A 20,084-nucleotide genomic window follows, 5' to 3' on the forward strand; every position below is an offset into this window, starting at 1 on the left:
AACTCTTGATCAGGACGGGACAGACACAAAAAAGGGCGACCGAAGTCGCCCTTTTTTAATGGATCGCAGAACTTAGTTCTGGTTTTCCATCTGCGCGCGGATCAGATCACCAATGGTGGTCGGACCGGCAGTTGGCTCTACGTCCTGCTTGGTACGCAGTTCCTTCATCGCGTCCTTCTCGTCCTCAACGTCTTTCGACTTGATGGACAGGCTGATGACGCGGCTCTTACGGTCGATGCTGATGATCTTGGCTTCGACTTCTTCGCCTTCTTTCAGGACGTTACGCGCATCTTCAACGCGGTCACGGCTGATTTCAGAGGCTTTCAGTGTGGCTTCGATATCGTTGCCCAGATCGATGATGGCGCCTTTGGCGTCAACTTCTTTCACGATGCCGCGAACGATGCTGCCCTTGTCATTGACGGCGGCGTAGTTGGAGAACGGATCGTCTTCCAGCTGCTTGATGCCCAGGGAGATGCGCTCGCGCTCCGGATCAACCGACAGGATGACGGTGTCCAGCTCGTCGCCCTTCTTGAAGCGACGCACGGCTTCTTCGCCAGCTTCGTTCCAGGAAATGTCGGAGAGGTGAACCAGACCGTCGATGCCGCCGTCCAGACCAATGAAGATACCGAAATCGGTGATCGACTTGATGGTGCCGGAGATGCGGTCGCCCTTGTTGAACTGGCCAGAGAAGTCTTCCCATGGGTTGGACTTGCACTGCTTGATGCCCAGGGAGATACGACGACGCTCTTCGTCGATGTCCAGCACCATGACTTCCACTTCGTCGCCGACCTGTACGACCTTCGACGGGTGGATGTTCTTGTTGGTCCAATCCATTTCGGAAACGTGTACCAGACCTTCAACGCCTTCTTCCAGCTCAGCGAAGCAGCCGTAGTCAGTCAGGTTGGTAACACGGGCCACAACGCGGGTGTTCTCTGGGTAACGAGCCTTGATAGCAACCCATGGGTCTTCACCCAGCTGCTTCAGACCCAGGGAAACACGGTTACGCTCGCGGTCGAACTTCAGCACCTTGACGTCGATCTCATCGCCAACATTGACGATTTCCGACGGATGCTTGATGCGCTTCCAGGCCATGTCGGTAATGTGCAGCAGACCGTCCACGCCGCCCAGATCGACGAACGCGCCGTAATCTGTGAGGTTCTTGACGATACCTTTGACCTGCTGGCCTTCCTGCAGCGATTCCAGCAGAGCTTCACGCTCGGCGCTGTTTTCGGCTTCCAGGACGCTACGACGGGAAACGACAACGTTGTTGCGCTTCTGGTCGAGCTTGATGACCTTGAATTCGAGTTCCTTGCCTTCCAGGTGAGTGGTATCACGCACTGGACGGACATCAACCAGGGAACCTGGCAGGAACGCACGGATGCCGTTAACGTCGACAGTGAAGCCGCCCTTAACCTTACCGTTGATAACGCCCTTGACCACTTCCTCAGCTGCGAAAGCCGCTTCCAGAACAATCCAGCACTCAGCACGCTTGGCTTTTTCGCGGGACAGCTTGGTTTCACCGAAGCCATCTTCAACCGCGTCCAGCGCAACGTGAACTTCGTCACCCACGCTGATGGTCAGCTCGCCCTGCTCGTTGTAGAACTGCTCGACCGGGATGACGCCCTCAGACTTCAGACCGGCATGAACAGTGACCCAGTCACCGTCGATGTCGACCACGATGCCGGTGATGATCGCACCCGGCTGCATGTCGAGGGTTTTTAGGCTTTCTTCAAAAAGTTCTGCAAAGCTTTCGCTCATGTTTATTCCTGCTGTTTTCGGACGAGGATCCGCCCAATCTCCACATCCCAGATAGAAGTGGGTTCATTCATATAAAAAAAGGCGTGCGGGACTAGATCTGGTCTCCCACATGCCTCCTTGTTAACAGCTCTCGTTATCGAGAAACCGTCAGGCCACCTCTCGGCGGTCGCTCTTCAGGCGAAATCGCGATTGGCGACTTCACTCAGAATCTGTCCTAACACCTGCTCGATGGAAAGATCTGTGGAATCCAGCTGCACCGCATCATCTGCTGGCCTGAGCGGCGCCACGTCACGTTGGGTATCGCGCTCGTCACGCGCCCGTATCTCATCGAGAAGACTCGCGAGATTAACATCATCACCTTTGCTATTCAACTGAAGGTAACGACGCCTGGCCCGTTCTTCTGCACTGGCCGTGAGGTAAATCTTCAACGGCGCGTCCGGAAACACCACCGTGCCCATGTCTCGACCATCTGCAACAAGCCCAGGTGGTTCACGAAACGCTTTCTGACGCTGCAGCAGTGCCTCACGTACGACCGGTAGTGCAGCGACCTGTGACGCGCCGGCGCCAACTTGTTCGTTACGAATCGCCTGAGTAACGTCTTCGCCTTCGAGGATGATCTGCATCCCCTCGCCACCTTTGGCAGCACCGAACTGGACATCCAGATGGGCCGCCAATAGCTTCAGCGCCTCTTCATTGGTCAGATCAACCCCATGATTGCGCGCTGCGAAGGCAAGCAGACGGTACAGCGCACCGGAATCGAGAAAATTCCACCCCAGCTTGGCCGCCAGCAACGCCGCAACCGTGCCTTTTCCAGAACCGCTCGGACCGTCGATGGTGATGACCGGGACCTGCCTGATCATGAGTTACCCTCCACACCTACCCGCATCCCAGCCCGCTCGGCCAGTGCAAGGAAGTTCGGGAACGAAGTGGCCACGTTGGCACAGTCGTGAATTCGGATCGGCGCGCTGGCGCGAAGCGCGGCCACGCTGAAGGACATGGCGATACGATGATCGCCGTGCGCCCAGACTTCGCCTCCGCCTAGGCCCCCACTGCCTTCGATGATAATCCCATCCGTTGTAGGCGTGGCACTCACGCCCAGCGCTTGCAGACCATCGGCCATCACCTGAATGCGATCAGACTCCTTGACTCGCAACTCCTCAGCTCCGCGCAGCGTGGTTCGCCCTTCGGCGCAAGATGCCGCAACGAACAGCACCGGGAATTCATCGATCGCCAACGGCACGAGGTTTTCCGGAATATCGATCCCCTTGAGCTGTGCAGCACGCACTCGGATATCCGCAACCGGCTCACCACCCACTTCGCGAAGGTTGCTCAACTCGATGTTGGCGCCCATCAGCCGGAGAATGTCGATGACGCCAGTACGGGTCGGATTGACCCCTACGTGCTCAAGGGTGATATCGGAGCCAGGCGCGATGCTGGCTGCAACCATGAAGAAAGCCGAGGACGAAATATCGGCAGGCACTTCGATCTGAGTCGAACGCAGCGTATGACCAGATTCGACCGTAGCGGTGTTGCCCTCGACCTGCACCGGATAACCGAAGCCTTGCAGCATCCGCTCGGTGTGGTCTCGTGTCGGCGCAGGCTCCGTGACCGATGTTTTGTCGGCCGCATATAGGCCCGCGAGCAGCAGACAGGATTTGACCTGAGCACTGGCCATCGGCATGTCGTAGTGCATACCAGAGAGCTTCTGACCACCGCGAATAGTCATTGGCGGGCGGCCGTCGGCGGCCGTTTCGATCACCGCACCCATTTCGAGTAAGGGTTTGGCGACACGGTTCATTGGGCGCTTGGACAGCGAAGCGTCACCGGTGAGCGTCGTGTCGAATGGCTGCGCCGCCAGCAGACCAGACAGCAGGCGCATCGAGGTGCCGGAATTACCGAGGTAGATCGGTCCTGGCGGCGGCTTCAAGCCGTGCAAGCCAACACCGTGAACCGTCACGCGCCCCTGATTCGGACCCTCGATGACCACGCCCATGTCGCGGAATGCCTGGATGGTTGCAAGCGCATCCTCGCCCTCGAGAAAGCCTTCAACCTCAGTGGTGCCTTCGGCAAGCGAGCCAAGCATGATCGAACGATGGGAAATGGATTTGTCGCCTGGCACACGAAGTTGGCCGCTGAGGCTGCCGCCAGGATTGGCAAGGAAGATCAGATCTTTGGAATGCATAACGTCCACATAGGCTCTGCGAGCCAGTATTTTGCTGAAATGTTCTCGGGCAGCCTTGGCGCGCGTGAACACGCCCAACAATGTATGCCCGTCTCCTTCATCGACCGCGGCGCGCAGGGCGTCGAGGTCGGTACGAAAATCGTCCAGGGTATGGAGCACCGCCTCGCGATTGGCGAGAAATATGTCGTGCCACATCACCGGATCGCTGCCCGCAATACGCGTGAAATCTCGAAATCCACCCGCGGCGTAGCGAAATATTTCCAGGTTCTCGTTGCGCTTTGCCAGCGAATCCACCAGACCAAACGCCAGAAGATGTGGCAGATGACTGGTAGCAGCCAGCACTTCGTCATGATGCCGAACGTCCATATGCTCGACATCGGCGCCCAGCGCACGCCACAGCCCGTCTACAAGCGCCAGTGCAGCCGGATCTGTATCTTCCAAAGGCGTCAGGATCACTTTGTGTCGGCGGAAAAGCGGGCTTTGGGCAGCAGTGACGCCACTCTGTTCCGAGCCGGCTATCGGATGCCCAGGCACGAAACGCGGCGGCATCCGACCGAAGTGCTCCCTGGCACAGCGCACCACGTTGCCCTTGGCACTACCGACGTCGGTCAGCACGGCATTCCCAAGGTCGAGTGTTGCGAGTTCTGCCAACAGGCGCTCCATGGCCAGGATCGGGACGGCCAGCTGAATGACGTCCGCATCCCGGCAGGCTTCCTCAAGGCTGTCAGCGCAGCGATCCACCACGCCAAGATCGACGGCAAGCTCACGAGATCTTGGATCCAGATCGAATCCGATGACCTCGGTGCAGCACCCGCCTTCACGCAGCCCTTTGGCGAACGAACCACCAATCAGGCCCAGGCCGACAACGACCAGGCGACCAATCTTCGGCGTGCCCGCCGCCAACGTATGCGTTCGGCTCAATGCCCGAGCGCCTTTTGCAACGCTTCGAGGAAGCGAGCATTCTCCGCTTCGGTGCCAATGGACACCCGAAGAAAGGTTGGCATCCCATAGCTAGCGACCGGCCGCACGATGACACCGTCACGCAGCAGGGATTGATTGATGGGGGCAGCATCGCGACCAAAATCAACGGCAATGAAATTTGCGCGCGAAGGGATCCAATCGAGCCCCATCGCCTTGAACTCGGCTTCGAGCTGACGCATGCCAGCGGAGTTACATGCCCGGCTCTCAATGAGATAAGCCTGATCATCAAGCGCGGCACAAGCCGCCGCTAGCGCGAGGCTGTTGACATTGAAGGGCTGGCGCACTCGATTCAGCACATCGGCAATGACCGAAGAACTGATCGCATAACCCACACGCAACGCAGCCAAACCGTACGCCTTGGAAAATGTCCGAGACACCAGCAGATTCGGATGAGTGCTCAGGAACGCCAGGCCATCCGGCAATTCACCGTCAGCCGCGTACTCGATATAGGCTTCATCGAGGACCACCAGAACGTGCTCGGGCACAGCAACCAGGAACCGCTCCAGCGCTTCAGCGCCGAACCAGGTACCAGTAGGATTATTGGGGTTGGCGATGAACACGACCCGAGTGTTCGTATCGATAGCGACCAGCATGGCATCCAGGTCATGTCCCCATTGTTTGGCCGGAACAGCCTTAGCCTGCGCGCCGACCGCCTGTGTAGCGATGGGATAGACCGCGAACGCATGCTCGCTAAAGACTGCATTGAGACCCGGTGCAAGATAGGCCCGAGCGACCAGCTCGAGGATATCGTTGGAGCCATTGCCGAGGGTGACCTGCTCGATGCCAACGCCGTAGCGCTGCGCCAGCTTCTGCTTAAGCAAGAAACCGTTACCGTCGGGATAGCGGGTCAGCTCGCCGAGCTGCGCCCGGATCGCTTCGATGACTCTCGGGCTGGGGCCCAGCGGGTTTTCGTTGCTGGCCAGTTTGACGATGGTCTGTGGGTCGAGATCGAGTTCTCTGGCCAGCTCGTCGACCGGCTTACCGGGCACATAGGGCGAAAGCTTCTGCACGCCTGGCTGAGCCAGCGCAAGGAAATCACACGACATATTCAGCTCCGCTGGAGCTGCAAGCTAGGACCTGAAGCCTGAAGCCTGTAGCAACGGCGTTGCTCTCGACTTCCGGCTCTGCTCCGGCTTTCAGCTACATTTTTAGAGTACCGCTTTCGGATAGGACCCCAGCACCTTCAGCGCCACGGCTTCGCGGCCGATTTTCTCCAGGACATCCTTGATCAACGGATCCTGATGATGGCCGATGCAGTCGATGAAAAACACATAAGTCCATTTGCCGCTGCGTGAAGGTCGGGTCTCGATTCGCGTTAGATCGATGCCGTTGGAGTGGAATGGCAACAACAGCTCATGCAGCGCGCCCGGCTTGTTACGCATGGAGACGATAATCGAGGTCTTGTCGTCACCGGTAGGCGGTACTTCCTGACTGCCGATGATAAGGAAACGCGTGGAGTTGTCCGGGCGGTCCTCGATCTTCTCGGCAATCTTGCTCAGGCCGTACAACTGAGCCGCCATGTCACCTGCTATGGCTGCGGAATTCCACTCGCTTTTGACCCGCTTGGCGGCGTCGGCATTGCTGGAAACCGCCACGCGCTCGACGTTCGGGTAGTGCGCATCGAGCCATTTGCGACACTGCGCCAGCGACTGTGCGTGGGAATAGATACGGGTGATGCGATCCGTCTTAGTCGTTTCGCCAACCAGCAAATGATGATGGATGCGCAGCTCGACTTCGCCGCAGATGACGATGTCGTGTTCGAGAAAACTGTCGAGGGTGTGGTTGACCGCGCCCTCGGTGGAGTTCTCCACCGGCACTACGCCAAAGTTGACCGCGCCGGCAACCACTTCCCGAAATACTTCGTCGATCGCGGCCATGGGTTTGCTGATCACAGCCTGACCAAAATGCTTGAGCGCCGCGGCTTGAGAAAAGGTGCCCTCCGGCCCGAGGTAGGCGACCCGCAGCGGTTGCTCGAGCGCCAGACAGGACGACATGATTTCGCGGAACAAACGCGCCATTTCCTCGTTGTCCAGCGGCCCCTTGTTCAACTCCATGATGTGCTTGAGCACCCAGGCTTCACGCTCGGGGCGATAGAACACCGCCTCCTCACCTTCTGCCAGCGCAGCGGTCTTAACCCGAGCCACATCCTGAGCGCAGCGAGCCCGCTCGCTGATCAGCTCGAGAATCTTCTCGTCGAGACTGTCGATGCGTACACGCAGCGCCTTCAGCCGGTCGACATCGCTCATCAGCCGTGCTCCTTCTCGAACTCGCGCATGTAGGCGACCAGTGCCTCGACCGCATCCAGGCCGACTGCGTTATAGATGGAGGCACGCATGCCGCCCACCGAACGGTGACCTTTGAGGTTGAGCAGGCCGCGCGCATCGGCACCGGCGAGGAACGTCTTGTCCAGCTGCTCGTCGGCGAGCCTGAACGGTACGTTCATCCAAGAGCGAGCGTTGGTGGCGATCGGATTCGAATAGAAATCGCTGGAATCGATAACGCCGTAGAGCAGATCCTTCTTGGCGCGGTTGCGCTGCTCCATGGCCTCGACGCCGCCCTGCTCCTTCAGCCACTCAAACACCAGGCCCGAGAGATACCAGGAAAAAGTTGCAGGCGTGTTGTACATGGATCCGTTATCGGCAGCGACTTTGTAGTTGAGCATCGTCGGACAGCTTGAGCGCGCACGACCTAGCAAGTCCTCCCGAACGATAACCACCACAAGTCCCGACGGGCCGATGTTCTTTTGCGCGCCGGCATAGATCAGGCCGAAGCGGGATACGTCCAGTTTGCGAGAAAGAATGTCCGATGACATATCGACAACAAGCGGGGAATCGCCGACCTCAGGCACCCAGTCGAATTGCAAACCGCCAATGGTTTCGTTACTGGCGTAATGCAGGTATGCCGCATCAGCGCTGAGCTTCCACTCATTCTGGCCGGGGATCGCGAAATAGTCGTATGGCTTGGCGCTCGCGGCTACGTTGACGTGGCCGTAACGCTTGGCTTCTTCGATGCTCTTGCGCGACCAAATGCCGGTATCGATGTAATCGGCGACGCCGTCTTCTGGCAGCAAATTCAACGGAATCTCAGCAAACTGCTGGCTGGCGCCACCCTGCAGGAACAGCACCTTGTAGTTCGAGGGAATGCTCAGTAGGTCGCGTAGATCCTGCTCAGCCTTCTCGGCGATCGCCGTGTACTCGTCACTGCGATGGCTCATCTCCATCACCGACAGGCCTCGACCTTGCCAGTCAAGGAGTTCGGCCTGGGCGCGTTGCAATACGGCCTCAGGGAGCGCGGCCGGGCCAGCGCAGAAATTGAACGCGCGTTTGCTCATCTTCGTTCTCTCAAAAACGGTCGATACCTTGCTCGCTCCATGCGGACCCGAGGGCCCGCATGGGTGCTCGCTATTCCTTAACTGCAGAGAGGCATACAACGAAACGACGGCGAGCCTAAGAGGCTACGCCGTCGTTTGATTAGCCCTCGTCGTCGGTGGGCACTACATCTGGCGGAACGTCACCTCCGCCACCTAGCAAATCATCTTCACCTGGCTCAGTGCTGATTACCGGCATTTCCTTGTCCAGCGCATCCTCATCGATTACTGCCTCGATGTCGTCCAGGACGTCTTCCTCGGAGGGCTCTTGTACTCGTTCAAGACCGACCAGGTGTTCATTCTTGCCCAACTTGATCAAGGTGACACCCTGCGTATTACGCCCCAGTGACGACACCTCGTCGACACGGGTACGCACCAGAGTGCCCTGATCGGAAATCAACATGATTTCCTCGCCTGGCTGCACCTGAACGGCACCGACCAGCGGCCCGTTACGCTCGTTCGATACCATGGCGATAACGCCCTGGCCACCACGACCACGCCGCGGGAACTCAGCAAGGGTGGTGCGCTTGCCGTAGCCGTTGAGGCTGGCAGTCAGTATCTGCGCGTCCGGCTCGGGGATCAGCATGGAGATCAAGCGCTGCCCTTCTGGCAGGCGCATGCCACGTACACCACGAGCGGTACGACCCATCATGCGGACGTTCTTTTCCTTGAAACGGATGACCTTGCCGCCATCGGAGAACAACATCACTTCACGCGCACCATCGGTTACAGCGGCTGCGATAAGAGTGTCACCCTCCTCCAGGCCCAGTGCGATGAGACCCACACTGCGCGGACGGCTGAACTGGGACAGAGGCGTTTTCTTCACAGTGCCCTTGGCGGTCGCCATGAAGATATAGGTGCCCGTCGGCTCATCGACCGACTCGTCGTTCTCGTCGCCCTCGATTGCCTCTTCGACATCATCGCTTTCGCTGATGATTTCGGCGTCCTCGATATCCTCGTCACCGTTCAGCTGTTGCTGACGTACCGCCTCGATATCGACCTGCAGCATCGCGGTTATATGCTCGCCCTCGGTCAGCGGCAGCAAGTTCACCAGCGGACGACCGCGCGATGTGCGTGACGCCTCAGGAATCTCATAGGTCTTGAGCCAGTACACCTTGCCCTTGCTGGAGAACAGCAGCAGCGTGGTGTGGCTGTTGGCGACCAGCAGATGCTCGACGTAGTCCTCTTCCTTGACCCCGGTCGCGGCCTTGCCACGACCACCGCGACGCTGCGCCTGGTAGGCAGCCAGCGGCTGTGATTTGGCATAGCCACCATGGGAGATAGTGACGACACGCTCTTCTTCGGTGATCAGGTCGGCCAGCGTCAGGTCCAGGCGCACATCGAGGATCTCGGTGCGGCGCTTGTCGCCAAAGTCCCGCTTGACGCCTTCGAGCTCCTCGCGGATGACCTCCATCAGACGTACCGGGTTGGTCAGGATGCGGATCAGCTCGCCAATCTGAGTCAGAATCTCCTGGTACTCGCTGAGCAGCTTTTCATGCTCAAGGCCAGTCAGGCGATGCAAGCGCAGATCAAGAATGGCCTGCGCCTGTTCTGGTGACAGGTAGTACTTGCCGTCGCGTAGACCGTACTGCGGATCGAGGCCTTCCGGGCGGCAGGAGTCGGCACCGGCGCGCTCGACCATCGATTCGACAGCACTGGACTCCCAGGCTTCGGCAATCAGCGCTTCCTTGGCTTCGGCTGGCGTCGGTGAGGCCTTGATCAGCGCAATCACGGGATCGATGTTGGACAGCGCTACAGCCTGCCCCTCGAGAATATGCCCACGCTCACGCGCTTTACGCAGCTCGTAAACGGTCCGACGGGTGACGACTTCGCGGCGATGGCGAACGAAGGCTTCAAGCAGCTCCTTGAGGTTCAAGGTACGTGGCTGGCCGTCGATGAGGGCCACCACGTTGATGCCGAACACGCTCTGCAGCTGGGTCTGGGCGTAGAGGTTGTTAAGAACGACCTCAGGCACCTCACCACGGCGCAGTTCGATGACCACGCGCATGCCGTCCTTGTCGGACTCGTCGCGTAGCTCGGTGATGCCTTCGAGCTTCTTTTCCTTGACCAGCTCGGCGATCTTCTCGATCAGTCGTGCCTTGTTCAGCTGATAAGGCAACTCGGTGATGACGATCTGCTGACGGCCGCCAACCTTGTCGATGTCTTCGATGATTGAGCGGGCACGCATATAGATGCGCCCGCGACCCGTGCGGTAGGCCTCGACGATGCCGGCACGACCGTTGATGATACCTGCGGTTGGGAAGTCCGGCCCCGGGATGAACTGCATGAGTTCATCGATGGTGATGTCGGCGTTTTCGATCAGTGCCAGGCAACCATCGATGACTTCACTGAGGTTGTGCGGCGGGATATTGGTCGCCATACCGACGGCAATACCGCTGGAACCGTTGACCAGCAGGTTCGGAATCTTGGTCGGCATGACTGCCGGGATCTGCTCGGTGCCGTCGTAGTTGGGCACCCAGTCGACGGTTTCCTTGTCCAGGTCCGCCAGCAGTTCATGTGCCAGCTTGGCCATCCGCACTTCGGTGTAACGCATGGCGGCAGCATTATCGCCGTCCACCGAACCGAAGTTGCCCTGGCCATCGACCAGCATGTAACGCAGCGAGAAAGGCTGCGCCATCCGCACGATGGTGTCGTAAACCGCCGAGTCACCGTGGGGGTGGTATTTACCGATCACGTCACCGACCACACGGGCGGATTTCTTGTACGGCTTGTTCCAGTCGTTGCCCAGCTCGCTCATGGCAAAAAGCACACGGCGATGCACAGGCTTCAATCCGTCGCGCGCATCCGGCAGCGCACGACCGACGATCACGCTCATGGCGTAGTCGAGGTAGGACTGCTTGAGTTCGTCTTCGATATTGACCGGGAGGATTTCTTTGGCCAGTTCGCCCATGGAAGCCTGGTTCCTTGTAGTCAGCAGGGTCCTGCGATTAAGCGCGGAATGGTATCACAGCTGGGGAGCCACAGGCTCCAGGATGCACATCCTGGAAGATATGTCCGGGATATGCATTGCCAAATTCAGTGGAGCCGCTTTCGGCTCATCAGCGCGGCGAGCTTGGCTGCATTGGGCCGTTCGACGATGCCTTTCTCCGTGACGATGGCATCGATCAGGTCGGCAGGGGTGACATCGAACACTGGATTAAAGACGTCGACATCCGCCGCAAACCGCTGACCGTTGACTTCCAGCAGCTCATGGCCGGCGCGCTCCTCGATGGGAATGTCATCACCTGACTCCAACTCCATATCGATAGTCGAACTGGACGCCACCACCATGAACCGTACGCCATGGTGCATGGCCAGCACGGCAAGCTGATAGGTCCCGATCTTGTTGGCGACGTCACCATTGGCGGTGATCCGATCGGCACCGACAATGACCCAGGTGATGCCGCGCGTCTTCATCAGGTGCGCCGCCGCCGAGTCAGCGTTCAGCATGACCGGCACGCCCTCGCCGGCCAGCTCCCAGGCCGTCAGCCGAGAGCCTTGCAGCCAGGGACGGGTTTCATCGGCGTAGACGCACTCGACAAGCCCTTCCAGATGCGCGCCACGAATCACGCCAAGTGCAGTACCGAAGCCACCGGTCGCGAGCGCACCGGTATTGCAATGAGTCAGCAGGTTCTGCGGATTGCCCTGATGCTTGCGGATCAGGTCGACGCCGAACTGCGCCATGGTCAGATTGGCTTCACGATCACTGGCATGAATGGACGCCGCCTGAGCCTCGGCAGCGGTCAATGGATCCTCGCCAGGCTTCAAGCGGTCGAGGCGCTCACGCATTTGATTCAGCGCCCAGAACAAATTGACGGCGGTCGGACGCGAGGCAGCCAGTATTTCGAAATCGGATTCGAGTGCCGCGCGCCAGTCCCCACCTTCGGCGAGTCGGGCTCTGAGCCCCATGGCCAGCCCGTATGCAGCACTGATGCCGATGGCGGGCGCGCCACGCACGACCATCTCGCGGATCGCCGTAGCGACTGCCGCAGCAGAATCATAGGTATGCCACAGCTCTTCCAGTGGCAGCTTGCGCTGGTCAAGCAAACGCAGCTGTCCGCCCTGCCATTCGATGGCCTTTACCTTTTCCGCGGCCAACAAACGTTCGCGCATGGCATACCTCTTTTGATTAGCAGCGACCTGGACGAGCGATCTAGCGCTGGATCAAGGTCGAAAAACAAAGAAGCCCGGTCGCTTTCAGGCCGGGCTTCTTCGCTTCAATAGATTGGGACGGCGAACCGAGTACTCGCCTTGCACCGTTTACCCGGCGCGAATCCTAATCGACTGATTTTGCTAGCACAAGCAAAGACGGATAGCGGCCATTGACCGGACACGATGCTCCAACCAGATCGCAGCATCAGGCTGCTTTCCCCATAGTTATTACAAATCAAACGGATTCGCATTAACATGCACGTCTACCATCCGCGGATAGACCATGTCATGAAGCGTTACCCCCCCCTCCCATTGGATCTGGCCGGACGCATCACGGCCGCTTTGTTCGGCGGCTATGCGCTGGCATTCGGCTTTACCGCCTTCCTGTCCGTCTACCTGCCCTTGGCGCGAGCGGATCGAGTGGTTACGGCCAGTCTGCTGTGTTTTGCCGTCTGGGTAGCTGCCGTCATCTATACCTTTGCGGCCCGCAGCGCCTTGCGGGCCTGGCTGTGGCTGGGGGGGCTGACAGTCCTGCTCTGCCTGGCTGCCTATCTGCCTGTTGAATGGAGGAGCCGACCGTGACCTTACGTCAATCGATGGCGGGGCTGCATACTTGGGGCGGACTGCTGCCCAGCTGGTTATTGTTCGTGATTCTGTTCGCGGGCACGCTGGCCTGTTTCGACAAGGAGCTCGAACGCTGGATGCGCCCGGCCCTGCACGTGCCCGCAACCAGCAGCATCGAGGCGGATAACGTCAGGCAGTGGCTGAATGCCAATGTCGAAGGTCCCCTGCATGCTTACTGGCTCCATGGTCCTACCGAGCGCGAGCCTTATTGGAAGCTGGGCTGGGAGAAAGATGGCACGGGCGAACGTGGGCGTGCCGTCTTCGATCCCGCCACTGGCAAACCCATGCCGGACACCCTGGGTGGTGAGTTCTTCTTCACCCTGCATTACAACCTGCAGGCGGGCACGATCGGCATGTATATCGTCGGCCTGGCCGGCATGTTCATGCTGGTCGCGCTGGTGTCCGGGATCATTGTCCACAGGCGGATATTCAAGGATTTCTTTACCCTCAGGCCGCAAGCCAACGGTCAACGAGCCTGGCTCGACGCGCACAATCTGTTTGGAGTGATCGGCCTGCCCTTCCATTTGGTGCTGGCCTACACGGGCGTCGCCATTTTTGTCGCGACCTACATGCCGGCCGGAGCAATGGTGGCCTATGACAGTGATCCGCTGGTCTTCTTCGAGGAGGTCCAGGGCGGCTATCACCGTAATGAGATGGACAAGCCTGCAGGTGAACTCACCTCCCTGGACGGTTTGATCAACGATGCCCGTCAGCGCTGGAATGGCGGCGAGCCGGGCTGGTTGATCGTCGAGCACCCTTTCGACGCCTCAGCAGTGGTCAGCATTCGTCGGCTTGACCCTTCACGCATCGGCTCGCCACAGGACACTTTGAATTACGACGCGACCACTGGCGAGATGCTCCACCAGCAACAGGCACCTACCACTTACGAAGCCTATATGTGGCTGGTCGGTTTGCACATGGCTCAATTTGGCGGGCAGATCGTTCGGCTGTTCTATGGCCTGATGGGGCTGGCCGGCTGCGCAATGCTGGTCGCAGGTTCAGCAGTCTGGCTACGCAAGCGTGAAGCTCGGCAGTCGAAGGGGATACAGGTGGTACGCGCGCTCAACGGCGCGGTCTTTTTCGGACTGCCCATCGCATCGCTGACACTGCTCTGGGCCAATCGTCTGTTGCCAGACACCCTGCCCGACCGAGCGGCAATCGAAGGCTGGTGCTTCGCTTTGAGCTGGTTGGCGGTGGCAGTTTTCGCCTGCATCGGACACGGCCAGCCGGCACGATTGAGCCGTCAGTTGTTCGCCGCGCTAGCGATTCTCGCCCTCGGTCTGCCCGCGCTGAATGCCATCGTGGCTCCGCAAGGACACCTTGTTGCGAGCCTGACGCGGGGCGATATGACGCTCTTCGGCATCGACCTGGTATTGCTTGCCGTCGGGTTGGTGTGCGCCTGGCGGGCCCTCGCCCAGCCAGAGACGCGACCGGCACGTGAGCGGCGCATGCAGGAGGTTTCGCCATGACGCTACTTGCTTTTGCCTTGGCTTACATCGGCATGCTTGCGCTGTGCCTGGCGATGCCTCGCCACCATCGTCAACTGTTCAATCGCGCGCCGAGCCTCCCTCAGCAACGTGGGCTGCGCCTGTTGGCAGGCGGATTGCTAATTGCCATCGTCCTGCTGGATGTGGCAGCGCTGGGATGGGCCATCGGCCTGGTGGTCTGCCTGGGGCAACTGATGTGCGCCGGGGTGTTGGTAGGCCTGATGCTCGCCTGGCGTGAGCGCATGGCAGTGCCCATGGGCGCTGCACTGGGTTTGATAGGGGCGTTGAACGCTCTGATGTGAGCTGGGCCGTATAGACCCTGAGGCGATGACGCTCATCACATCGACTTGACCCGCGCTCGGGCAAAGCAGAATACTGTATCCATATACAGTATTCTGGATTTGCTGTTCATCATGTCCTCCGTTGTCTCCCTTGATCGATTGCTCGATGCGCGCCAGCTATGGCGCGGCCAGCCAAGCATCGTCTCGACCAGTAACCAGCCGACCGGCCATCCCACCCTGGACGCCGCCTTGCCCGGAAGAGGTTGGCCGAACTCGGCACTGAGCGAGCTGCTGATCGCCACCACTGGCATCGGCGAACTGCGTCTGCTCTGGCCCACCCTGGCACGGTTGACCAGTGCCGGCGAACGGATAGTACTGGTCGCCCCGCCTCACCTGCCCTTCCCTCATGCCTGGCTCGCTGCCGGGGTCGACCTGCGCCAACTCAGTCTCGTTCAGGCGCACGGACGCGACGCCTTATGGGCGGCGGAACAGTGTTTGCGTTCAGGCAGTTGCGGTGCGGTGCTGTGCTGGCCACAGCAGGCCGATGACCGCGCCTTGCGTCGCCTGCAGGTGGCCGCCGAAACCGGGCAGACACTGGCCTTCGCCTATCGCTCTTTACGCGAAGCGGTAAATCCCTCGCCAGCGGCATTGCGGTTGGCAGTCGAAGCTCGCCCGGCTCAAGTGCGTATTCTCAAGTGCCGCGGCGGACTGGCGCCCGTCCAGCCAATTTCTGCCGTGGGATGGCAGTGAGTATGCTCTGGGCTTGCATCCTGCTGCCGCAACTGGCCATGGACGGTGTGCTGCGTAGCCGCCCCGATGCCGAAGCGCCACTGGCACTATTGAGCGGTACGCCACAGCGTCGCGTGCTACAGGCGGTCAATCCGGCGGCGCGGGCACTCGGGTTAAAGGCAGGGCAATCATTGGTTGCCGCCCAGGCGCTGACCCGAGGATTCGAGACGGCCGAATACGACCTGGCCTCGATCGAACGCTGGCAGCAGTTCCTCGCCGCCTGGGCTTACGGCTTCAGTTCGCAGGTCAGTCTGCACTACCCGCGCTGCCTGCTTATGGAAGTGCAGTCCAGCCTCGGCCTGTTCGGCCCCTGGCCTCTTCTCGAGGCGCGCCTGCGCACGGAGCTGAGCGCACTGGGCTTCGGACATCGCATCACGCTGGCACCCAATCCGGCCGCCGCGCGGGTACTGGCCAACGTGCATGACGGCTTGGCCGTGACGGACACCCAGACGCTGCATCAGGTACTGGCTGACCTGCCGGTAGATCGCCTCGGCTTGCCACGTGATGTGTCCAACGCTCTGGCGCGCATGGGCTTGCGCACCTTCAGACAACTGCTGGCGCTGCCTCGGAACGGTCTGGCAAAGCGCTTTCCGGCAGAAGCCCTGAGACACCTCGACACCCTGCTGGAGCATCGCCCGCTGGCTCTGAGTTTCTACCGCCCGCCCGACCGCTTCGATGCGCGTATCGAGCTGAACTTCGAAGTCGAGTCGCACCAGGCCCTGCTTTTCCCGCTGCGCCGTCTGACGGCCGACCTCGCCGCTTACCTGGCAGGCCGCGACAGCGGGGTCCAACGATTCACGTTGCATCTGGAGCACCGCAGCCTCCCCGAGAGCCAGCTACCGATCGGCCTGCTCAGTGCCGAGCGCGACCCGGCCATGTTGTTCGAGCTGACCCGCGGCCGCCTGGAGCACCTGCAGCTTCCAGCACCGGTGCTGGCCATACGACTGCTCGCAGACCAGCTGCCAGCCTTCGTCCCCGAGCATCGCGAGCTTTTCGATGAGCGACCGCAACAATCATTGCCCTGGGAGCAATTGCGCGAGCGGTTGCGAGCCCGACTGGGCGACGACGCCGTACAGGGGCTTGCTGCTCGCGCCGACCATCGCCCTGAATGCGCCTGGCGACCAGAGCCTGCGGCCCACCTGGAAACACCTTCGACCGGAGCACCCCGCCCCGGCTGGCTGCTGAGCGAAACTAAACCGCTGCATGAAGCTTCACTGCGCATCCTCTCTGGCCCCGAGCGTATCGAATCGGGCTGGTGGGACGGTGGCGATGTGCGCCGCGACTATTACCTGGTGGAAACCCGCACGGGCCAACGCGGCTGGGCCTTTCGCTCAGTCACCGGAGGACCGTTGATGTTGCACGGCTGGTTCGCATGACGCCCGAATACGCCGAACTGCACTGCCTCTCCAACTTCAGTTTCCAACGGGGCGCCTCCAGCGCCAAAGAGTTGTTCGAGCGCGCCGCACTGCAGGGCTATCGGGCCCTGGCAATTACTGATGAATGCACCCTGGCCGGCATCGTCCGCGCCTGGCAGGCATCCAAGGAAACAGGCCTGCCGCTGATTGTTGGCAGCGAAATGCAGATCGAGAACGGCCCGAAGCTGCTCATGTTGGTCGAAAACCTGCTTGGGTATCAGCGTTTGTGCCGGCTGATTACCTGCGCAAGACGTCGCGCCGAGAAAGGCCAGTACCAGCTGCTGGCCGATGACCTGAGCGAGCCCTTGGATGGGCTGTTAGCCATCTGGATCACTCCCCACTTCGATGCTGACGCGGAAGGTCTCTGGCTGCGCGAACGCTTTCCAGCACGCCTCTGGCTGGGCATCGGACTGCATCGCGGGCCGGATGATGAAACGCACCGGTGTCAGTTGCAGGCACTGGCCAAGCGCGTGGGCATACCCGCGGTGGCCTGTGGTGATGTGCATATGCACGCCCGTGGCCGGCGCGCCCTGCAGGATTGCATGACCGCGATCCGCCATCACCTGCCTGTAGCTGAGGCCGGGCGCCACCTGTTCCCCAACGGTGAACGCCACCTGCGCCGGCGCGAGGAACTGGCCCAGCTGTATCCACCCGAGCTGCTTGCCGAGACATTACGTATCGCCGAGCGCTGCCAGTTCAGCCTCAAAGAGCTGAAGTATCAGTACCCACACGAGCTGGTACCCGCTGACCACAATGCCAGTTCATGGCTGCGCAAACTGGTCGAAGACGGCATGAGATGGCGCTGGCCAGCAGGCGTGACGGACAAATCGCGTGCGCTGGTTGAGCACGAACTGCAGCTGATCACCGAACTGCATTACGAAAGCTACTTTCTCACCGTTCACGACATCGTCCGTTTCGCCCGCGAACGCCACATTCTGTGTCAGGGTCGCGGTTCGGCAGCCAACTCGACGGTGTGTTTCGTACTGGGCATCACCGAACTCGACCCCTCGCACAGCCGGCTTTTGTTCGAGCGTTTCCTCTCGCGCGAGCGCAACGAGCCGCCGGATATCGATGTCGACTTCGAGCACGAACGCCGCGAAGAAGTGATCCAGTATGTATTTCGTCGCTACGGCCGTAATCGCGCCGCACTGACGGCAGTGGCGAGTTCCTACCGCGCCACCGGCGCAGTGCGAGACGTAGCCAAAGCGCTTGGCCTGCCGCCGGATCAGATCAATGCCCTGGCCGAATGCTGCGGGCGCTGGAGTGAGCACGTACCTGATGACGCCCGACTTCAGGAAGCCGGCTTCGACCCCAGCAGCCCGGTGTTGCGTCGGGTAATGGTGCTGACCAATGAGTTGATCGGCTTTCCTCGCCACCTTTCACAGCATCCGGGCGGGTTCGTCATTTCCGAATATCCGTTGGATACCCTGGTGCCGGTCGAGAACGCCAGCATGGCCGACCGTACCGTGATCCAGTGGGACAAGGACGATCTCGACGTGGTCGGCCTGCTCAAGGTCGATGTACTGGCGCTCGGCATGCTCAGCGCGCTGCGCCGTTGTTTCGATCTGATCGCCCGCTATCGCGGCACGCAGTGGACCATTGCCACACTGCCCAAGGAAGACCGGCCGACCTACGAGATGATCAGCCGCGCCGACACCGTGGGCGTTTTCCAGATCGAATCGCGAGCGCAAATGGCCATGCTGCCGCGGCTGCGTCCTCAGACGTTCTACGATCTGGTGATTCAGGTCGCCATCGTGCGACCCGGTCCGATTCAGGGCGACATGGTTCACCCCTACCTGCGCCGGCGCAATAAAGAAGAGCCGGTGGAGTATCCCTCTGATGAACTGAAACCCGTATTCGAGCGCACCCTTGGTGTGCCCCTGTTTCAGGAGCAGGTGATGGAGCTGGCAATCGTCGCCGCTGAATATACCGCCGACGAAGCCGACAAGTTGCGCCGCGCCATGGCCGCCTGGAAACGACACGGCAGCCTCGAGCCGCACCGTGTGAGGTTGAGCGAACGCATGCTCGCCCGTGGCTACAGCGCAGAATTCGTTGCACGGATCTTTGAGCAGATCAAAGGCTTCAGCAGCTACGGCTTCCCCGAATCCCATGCGGCCAGCTTCGCCCTGCTCACCTATGCCAGTTGCTGGCTCAAATGTCATGAACCAGCCGCCTTCGCCTGTGCCCTGATCAACAGCTGGCCGATGGGCTTCTACAATCCCGATCAGATTCTCCAGGACGCCCGTCGCCATCAACTCGAGATCCGCCCACTGGACGTTCGTCACAGCGGCTGGGATTGCAGCCTTGAGCCGACCGACACCCATCAGCCAGCAATCCGTCTGGGGCTGCGCCTGGTACGAGGCTTTCGCCAGGAGGATGCCCGTCGAATCGAGGCGGCACGTCAGCAACAAGCCTTTGTCGGTATCGATGACCTGTGCCTGCGAGCCCGACTGGATGCCCGTGCGCGGGAACAGCTGGCCGACGCCGGGGCGCTGAAAGGGCTTGTCGGGCATCGTCATCAGGCTCGCTGGGCGGTGGCCGGCTTCGAGCCGCAGCTGCCGCTGTTCGCTGATCAGGTCCAGACCCCGGAGGCAGCGGTGCCTCTGCCCTTGCCCTCGGTCGGTGAAGAGTTGATGACCGATTACGCCACCCTGGGTACCACGCTTGGCCCACACCCGTTGGCCTTGCTGCGTGACCAGCTGCGAAGCCGACGCTGCCGCAGCTCGCGCGAGCTGGTCGAAGTCGAACATGGTCGGCTGGTCAGCGTGGCCGGTCTGGTTATTGGTCGCCAACGCCCGCAGACCGCCAGCGGCGTCATCTTCGTCACTCTTGAAGACGAGTTCGGCATGATCAACGTGGTGGTCTGGCACGACCTGGCCGAGCGGCAGCGACGGGTATTGATACAGTCCCAAATGCTTCGAATCGATGGGCATCTTGAATCGGCAAACGGCGTGCGTCACGTCATCGCCGGACGCCTAAGCGACCTCACCCCGATGCTGACCGGCCTCGACGTGCGCAGCCGGGATTTTCAATGACCCCGAGTATCAC

The 20,084-nt window shown here is 60.4% G+C and carries 14 protein-coding genes; 6 read left to right on the top strand and 8 right to left on the bottom strand.

Annotated elements, in window-relative coordinates:
• Positions 1–72 precede the first annotated feature (72 nt).
• The 8 genes from rpsA to mtnA all read right to left on the bottom strand — a co-directional run bounded on the left by rpsA (position 73) and on the right by mtnA (position 12,401).
• A complete protein-coding gene (gene rpsA, locus ACQKIK_RS19745; RefSeq protein ID WP_128121106.1) occupies positions 73–1,758 on the bottom strand; it encodes a 30S ribosomal protein S1 in 1,686 nt (561 codons plus the stop codon).
• A gap of 173 nt (positions 1,759–1,931) precedes the next feature.
• Positions 1,932–2,618 carry a (d)CMP kinase gene (gene cmk / locus ACQKIK_RS19750; protein WP_045427849.1) on the bottom strand — a complete coding sequence of 229 codons (687 nt, stop codon included), beginning with the start codon at positions 2,616–2,618 and terminating at the stop codon, positions 1,932–1,934.
• Positions 2,615–4,861 carry a bifunctional prephenate dehydrogenase/3-phosphoshikimate 1-carboxyvinyltransferase gene (locus tag ACQKIK_RS19755; RefSeq protein WP_499137182.1) on the bottom strand — a complete coding sequence of 749 codons (2,247 nt, stop codon included), beginning with the start codon at positions 4,859–4,861 and terminating at the stop codon, positions 2,615–2,617. The genes cmk and ACQKIK_RS19755 overlap by 4 nt, the downstream gene beginning before the upstream one ends.
• Positions 4,858–5,967: a histidinol-phosphate transaminase gene (gene hisC, locus ACQKIK_RS19760; RefSeq protein ID WP_499137183.1), complete on the bottom strand. Its 1,110-nt coding sequence runs from the start codon at positions 5,965–5,967 to the stop codon at positions 4,858–4,860. Before hisC ends, ACQKIK_RS19755 begins: the two co-directional genes overlap by 4 nt.
• 102 nt (positions 5,968–6,069) lie before the next feature.
• Positions 6,070–7,167 carry a prephenate dehydratase gene (gene pheA / locus ACQKIK_RS19765; RefSeq protein WP_499137184.1) on the bottom strand — a complete coding sequence of 366 codons (1,098 nt, stop codon included), beginning with the start codon at positions 7,165–7,167 and terminating at the stop codon, positions 6,070–6,072.
• Complete coding sequence (gene serC / locus ACQKIK_RS19770) at positions 7,167–8,252, bottom strand: 3-phosphoserine/phosphohydroxythreonine transaminase (RefSeq protein ID WP_499137185.1); 1,086 nt, start codon at positions 8,250–8,252, stop codon at positions 7,167–7,169. Before serC ends, pheA begins: the two co-directional genes overlap by 1 nt.
• A gap of 139 nt (positions 8,253–8,391) precedes the next feature.
• The gene (gene gyrA / locus ACQKIK_RS19775; protein WP_499137186.1) at positions 8,392–11,199 is read right to left on the bottom strand and encodes a DNA gyrase subunit A; all 2,808 of its coding nucleotides are present in this window, start codon (positions 11,197–11,199) and stop codon (positions 8,392–8,394) included.
• 125 nt (positions 11,200–11,324) lie between these two features.
• Entirely contained in the window at positions 11,325–12,401 is a 1,077-nt protein-coding gene (mtnA, locus tag ACQKIK_RS19780) for an S-methyl-5-thioribose-1-phosphate isomerase (RefSeq protein WP_127839103.1), read from the bottom strand.
• Positions 12,402–12,728: 327 nt separating this feature from the next.
• On the opposite strand from mtnA, the gene ACQKIK_RS19785 reads away from it, so the two are divergent.
• The 6 genes from ACQKIK_RS19785 to ACQKIK_RS19810 all read left to right on the top strand — a co-directional run bounded on the left by ACQKIK_RS19785 (position 12,729) and on the right by ACQKIK_RS19810 (position 20,071).
• Positions 12,729–13,022, top strand: coding sequence for a DUF3649 domain-containing protein (locus tag ACQKIK_RS19785; RefSeq protein WP_127839102.1), 294 nt, complete (start codon positions 12,729–12,731; stop codon positions 13,020–13,022).
• On the top strand, positions 13,019–14,533 hold the full coding sequence (locus ACQKIK_RS19790) for a PepSY-associated TM helix domain-containing protein (protein ID WP_499137187.1): 1,515 nt from the start codon (positions 13,019–13,021) through the stop codon (positions 14,531–14,533). Before ACQKIK_RS19785 ends, ACQKIK_RS19790 begins: the two co-directional genes overlap by 4 nt.
• Complete coding sequence (locus ACQKIK_RS19795) at positions 14,530–14,853, top strand: DUF3325 domain-containing protein (protein WP_499137188.1); 324 nt, start codon at positions 14,530–14,532, stop codon at positions 14,851–14,853. The genes ACQKIK_RS19790 and ACQKIK_RS19795 overlap by 4 nt, the downstream gene beginning before the upstream one ends.
• Before the next feature lie 111 nt (positions 14,854–14,964).
• Positions 14,965–15,582 carry a translesion DNA synthesis-associated protein ImuA gene (imuA, locus tag ACQKIK_RS19800; protein ID WP_499137189.1) on the top strand — a complete coding sequence of 206 codons (618 nt, stop codon included), beginning with the start codon at positions 14,965–14,967 and terminating at the stop codon, positions 15,580–15,582.
• Between the two features lie 2 nt (positions 15,583–15,584).
• Positions 15,585–16,997 carry a Y-family DNA polymerase gene (locus ACQKIK_RS19805; protein ID WP_499137190.1) on the top strand — a complete coding sequence of 471 codons (1,413 nt, stop codon included), beginning with the start codon at positions 15,585–15,587 and terminating at the stop codon, positions 16,995–16,997.
• Positions 16,994–20,071, top strand: coding sequence for an error-prone DNA polymerase (locus ACQKIK_RS19810; RefSeq protein ID WP_499137191.1), 3,078 nt, complete (start codon positions 16,994–16,996; stop codon positions 20,069–20,071). Before ACQKIK_RS19805 ends, ACQKIK_RS19810 begins: the two co-directional genes overlap by 4 nt.
• The last annotated feature ends 13 nt before the right edge of the window (positions 20,072–20,084 follow it).

This window comes from Pseudomonas sp. NPDC047961, from assembly GCF_050272435.1.
Taxonomy (GTDB): Bacteria; Pseudomonadota; Gammaproteobacteria; order Pseudomonadales; family Pseudomonadaceae; genus Stutzerimonas.

Excerpts from the sequence above, each read along its gene's own strand:
- rpsA (WP_128121106.1), bottom strand. The coding sequence starts at position 1,758 with ATGAGCGAAAGCTTTGCAGAACTTTTTGAAGAAAGCCTAAAAACCCTC.
- cmk (WP_045427849.1), bottom strand. The coding sequence starts at position 2,618 with ATGATCAGGCAGGTCCCGGTCATCACCATCGACGGTCCGAGCGGTTCT.
- hisC (WP_499137183.1), bottom strand. The coding sequence starts at position 5,967 with ATGTCGTGTGATTTCCTTGCGCTGGCTCAGCCAGGCGTGCAGAAGCTT.
- pheA (WP_499137184.1), bottom strand. The coding sequence starts at position 7,167 with ATGAGCGATGTCGACCGGCTGAAGGCGCTGCGTGTACGCATCGACAGT.
- serC (WP_499137185.1), bottom strand. The coding sequence starts at position 8,252 with ATGAGCAAACGCGCGTTCAATTTCTGCGCTGGCCCGGCCGCGCTCCCT.
- gyrA (WP_499137186.1), bottom strand. The coding sequence starts at position 11,199 with ATGGGCGAACTGGCCAAAGAAATCCTCCCGGTCAATATCGAAGACGAA.
- mtnA (WP_127839103.1), bottom strand. The coding sequence starts at position 12,401 with ATGCGCGAACGTTTGTTGGCCGCGGAAAAGGTAAAGGCCATCGAATGG.
- ACQKIK_RS19785 (WP_127839102.1), top strand. The coding sequence starts at position 12,729 with ATGAAGCGTTACCCCCCCCTCCCATTGGATCTGGCCGGACGCATCACG.
- ACQKIK_RS19795 (WP_499137188.1), top strand. The coding sequence starts at position 14,530 with ATGACGCTACTTGCTTTTGCCTTGGCTTACATCGGCATGCTTGCGCTG.
- imuA (WP_499137189.1), top strand. The coding sequence starts at position 14,965 with ATGTCCTCCGTTGTCTCCCTTGATCGATTGCTCGATGCGCGCCAGCTA.
- ACQKIK_RS19805 (WP_499137190.1), top strand. The coding sequence starts at position 15,585 with ATGCTCTGGGCTTGCATCCTGCTGCCGCAACTGGCCATGGACGGTGTG.
- ACQKIK_RS19810 (WP_499137191.1), top strand. The coding sequence starts at position 16,994 with ATGACGCCCGAATACGCCGAACTGCACTGCCTCTCCAACTTCAGTTTC.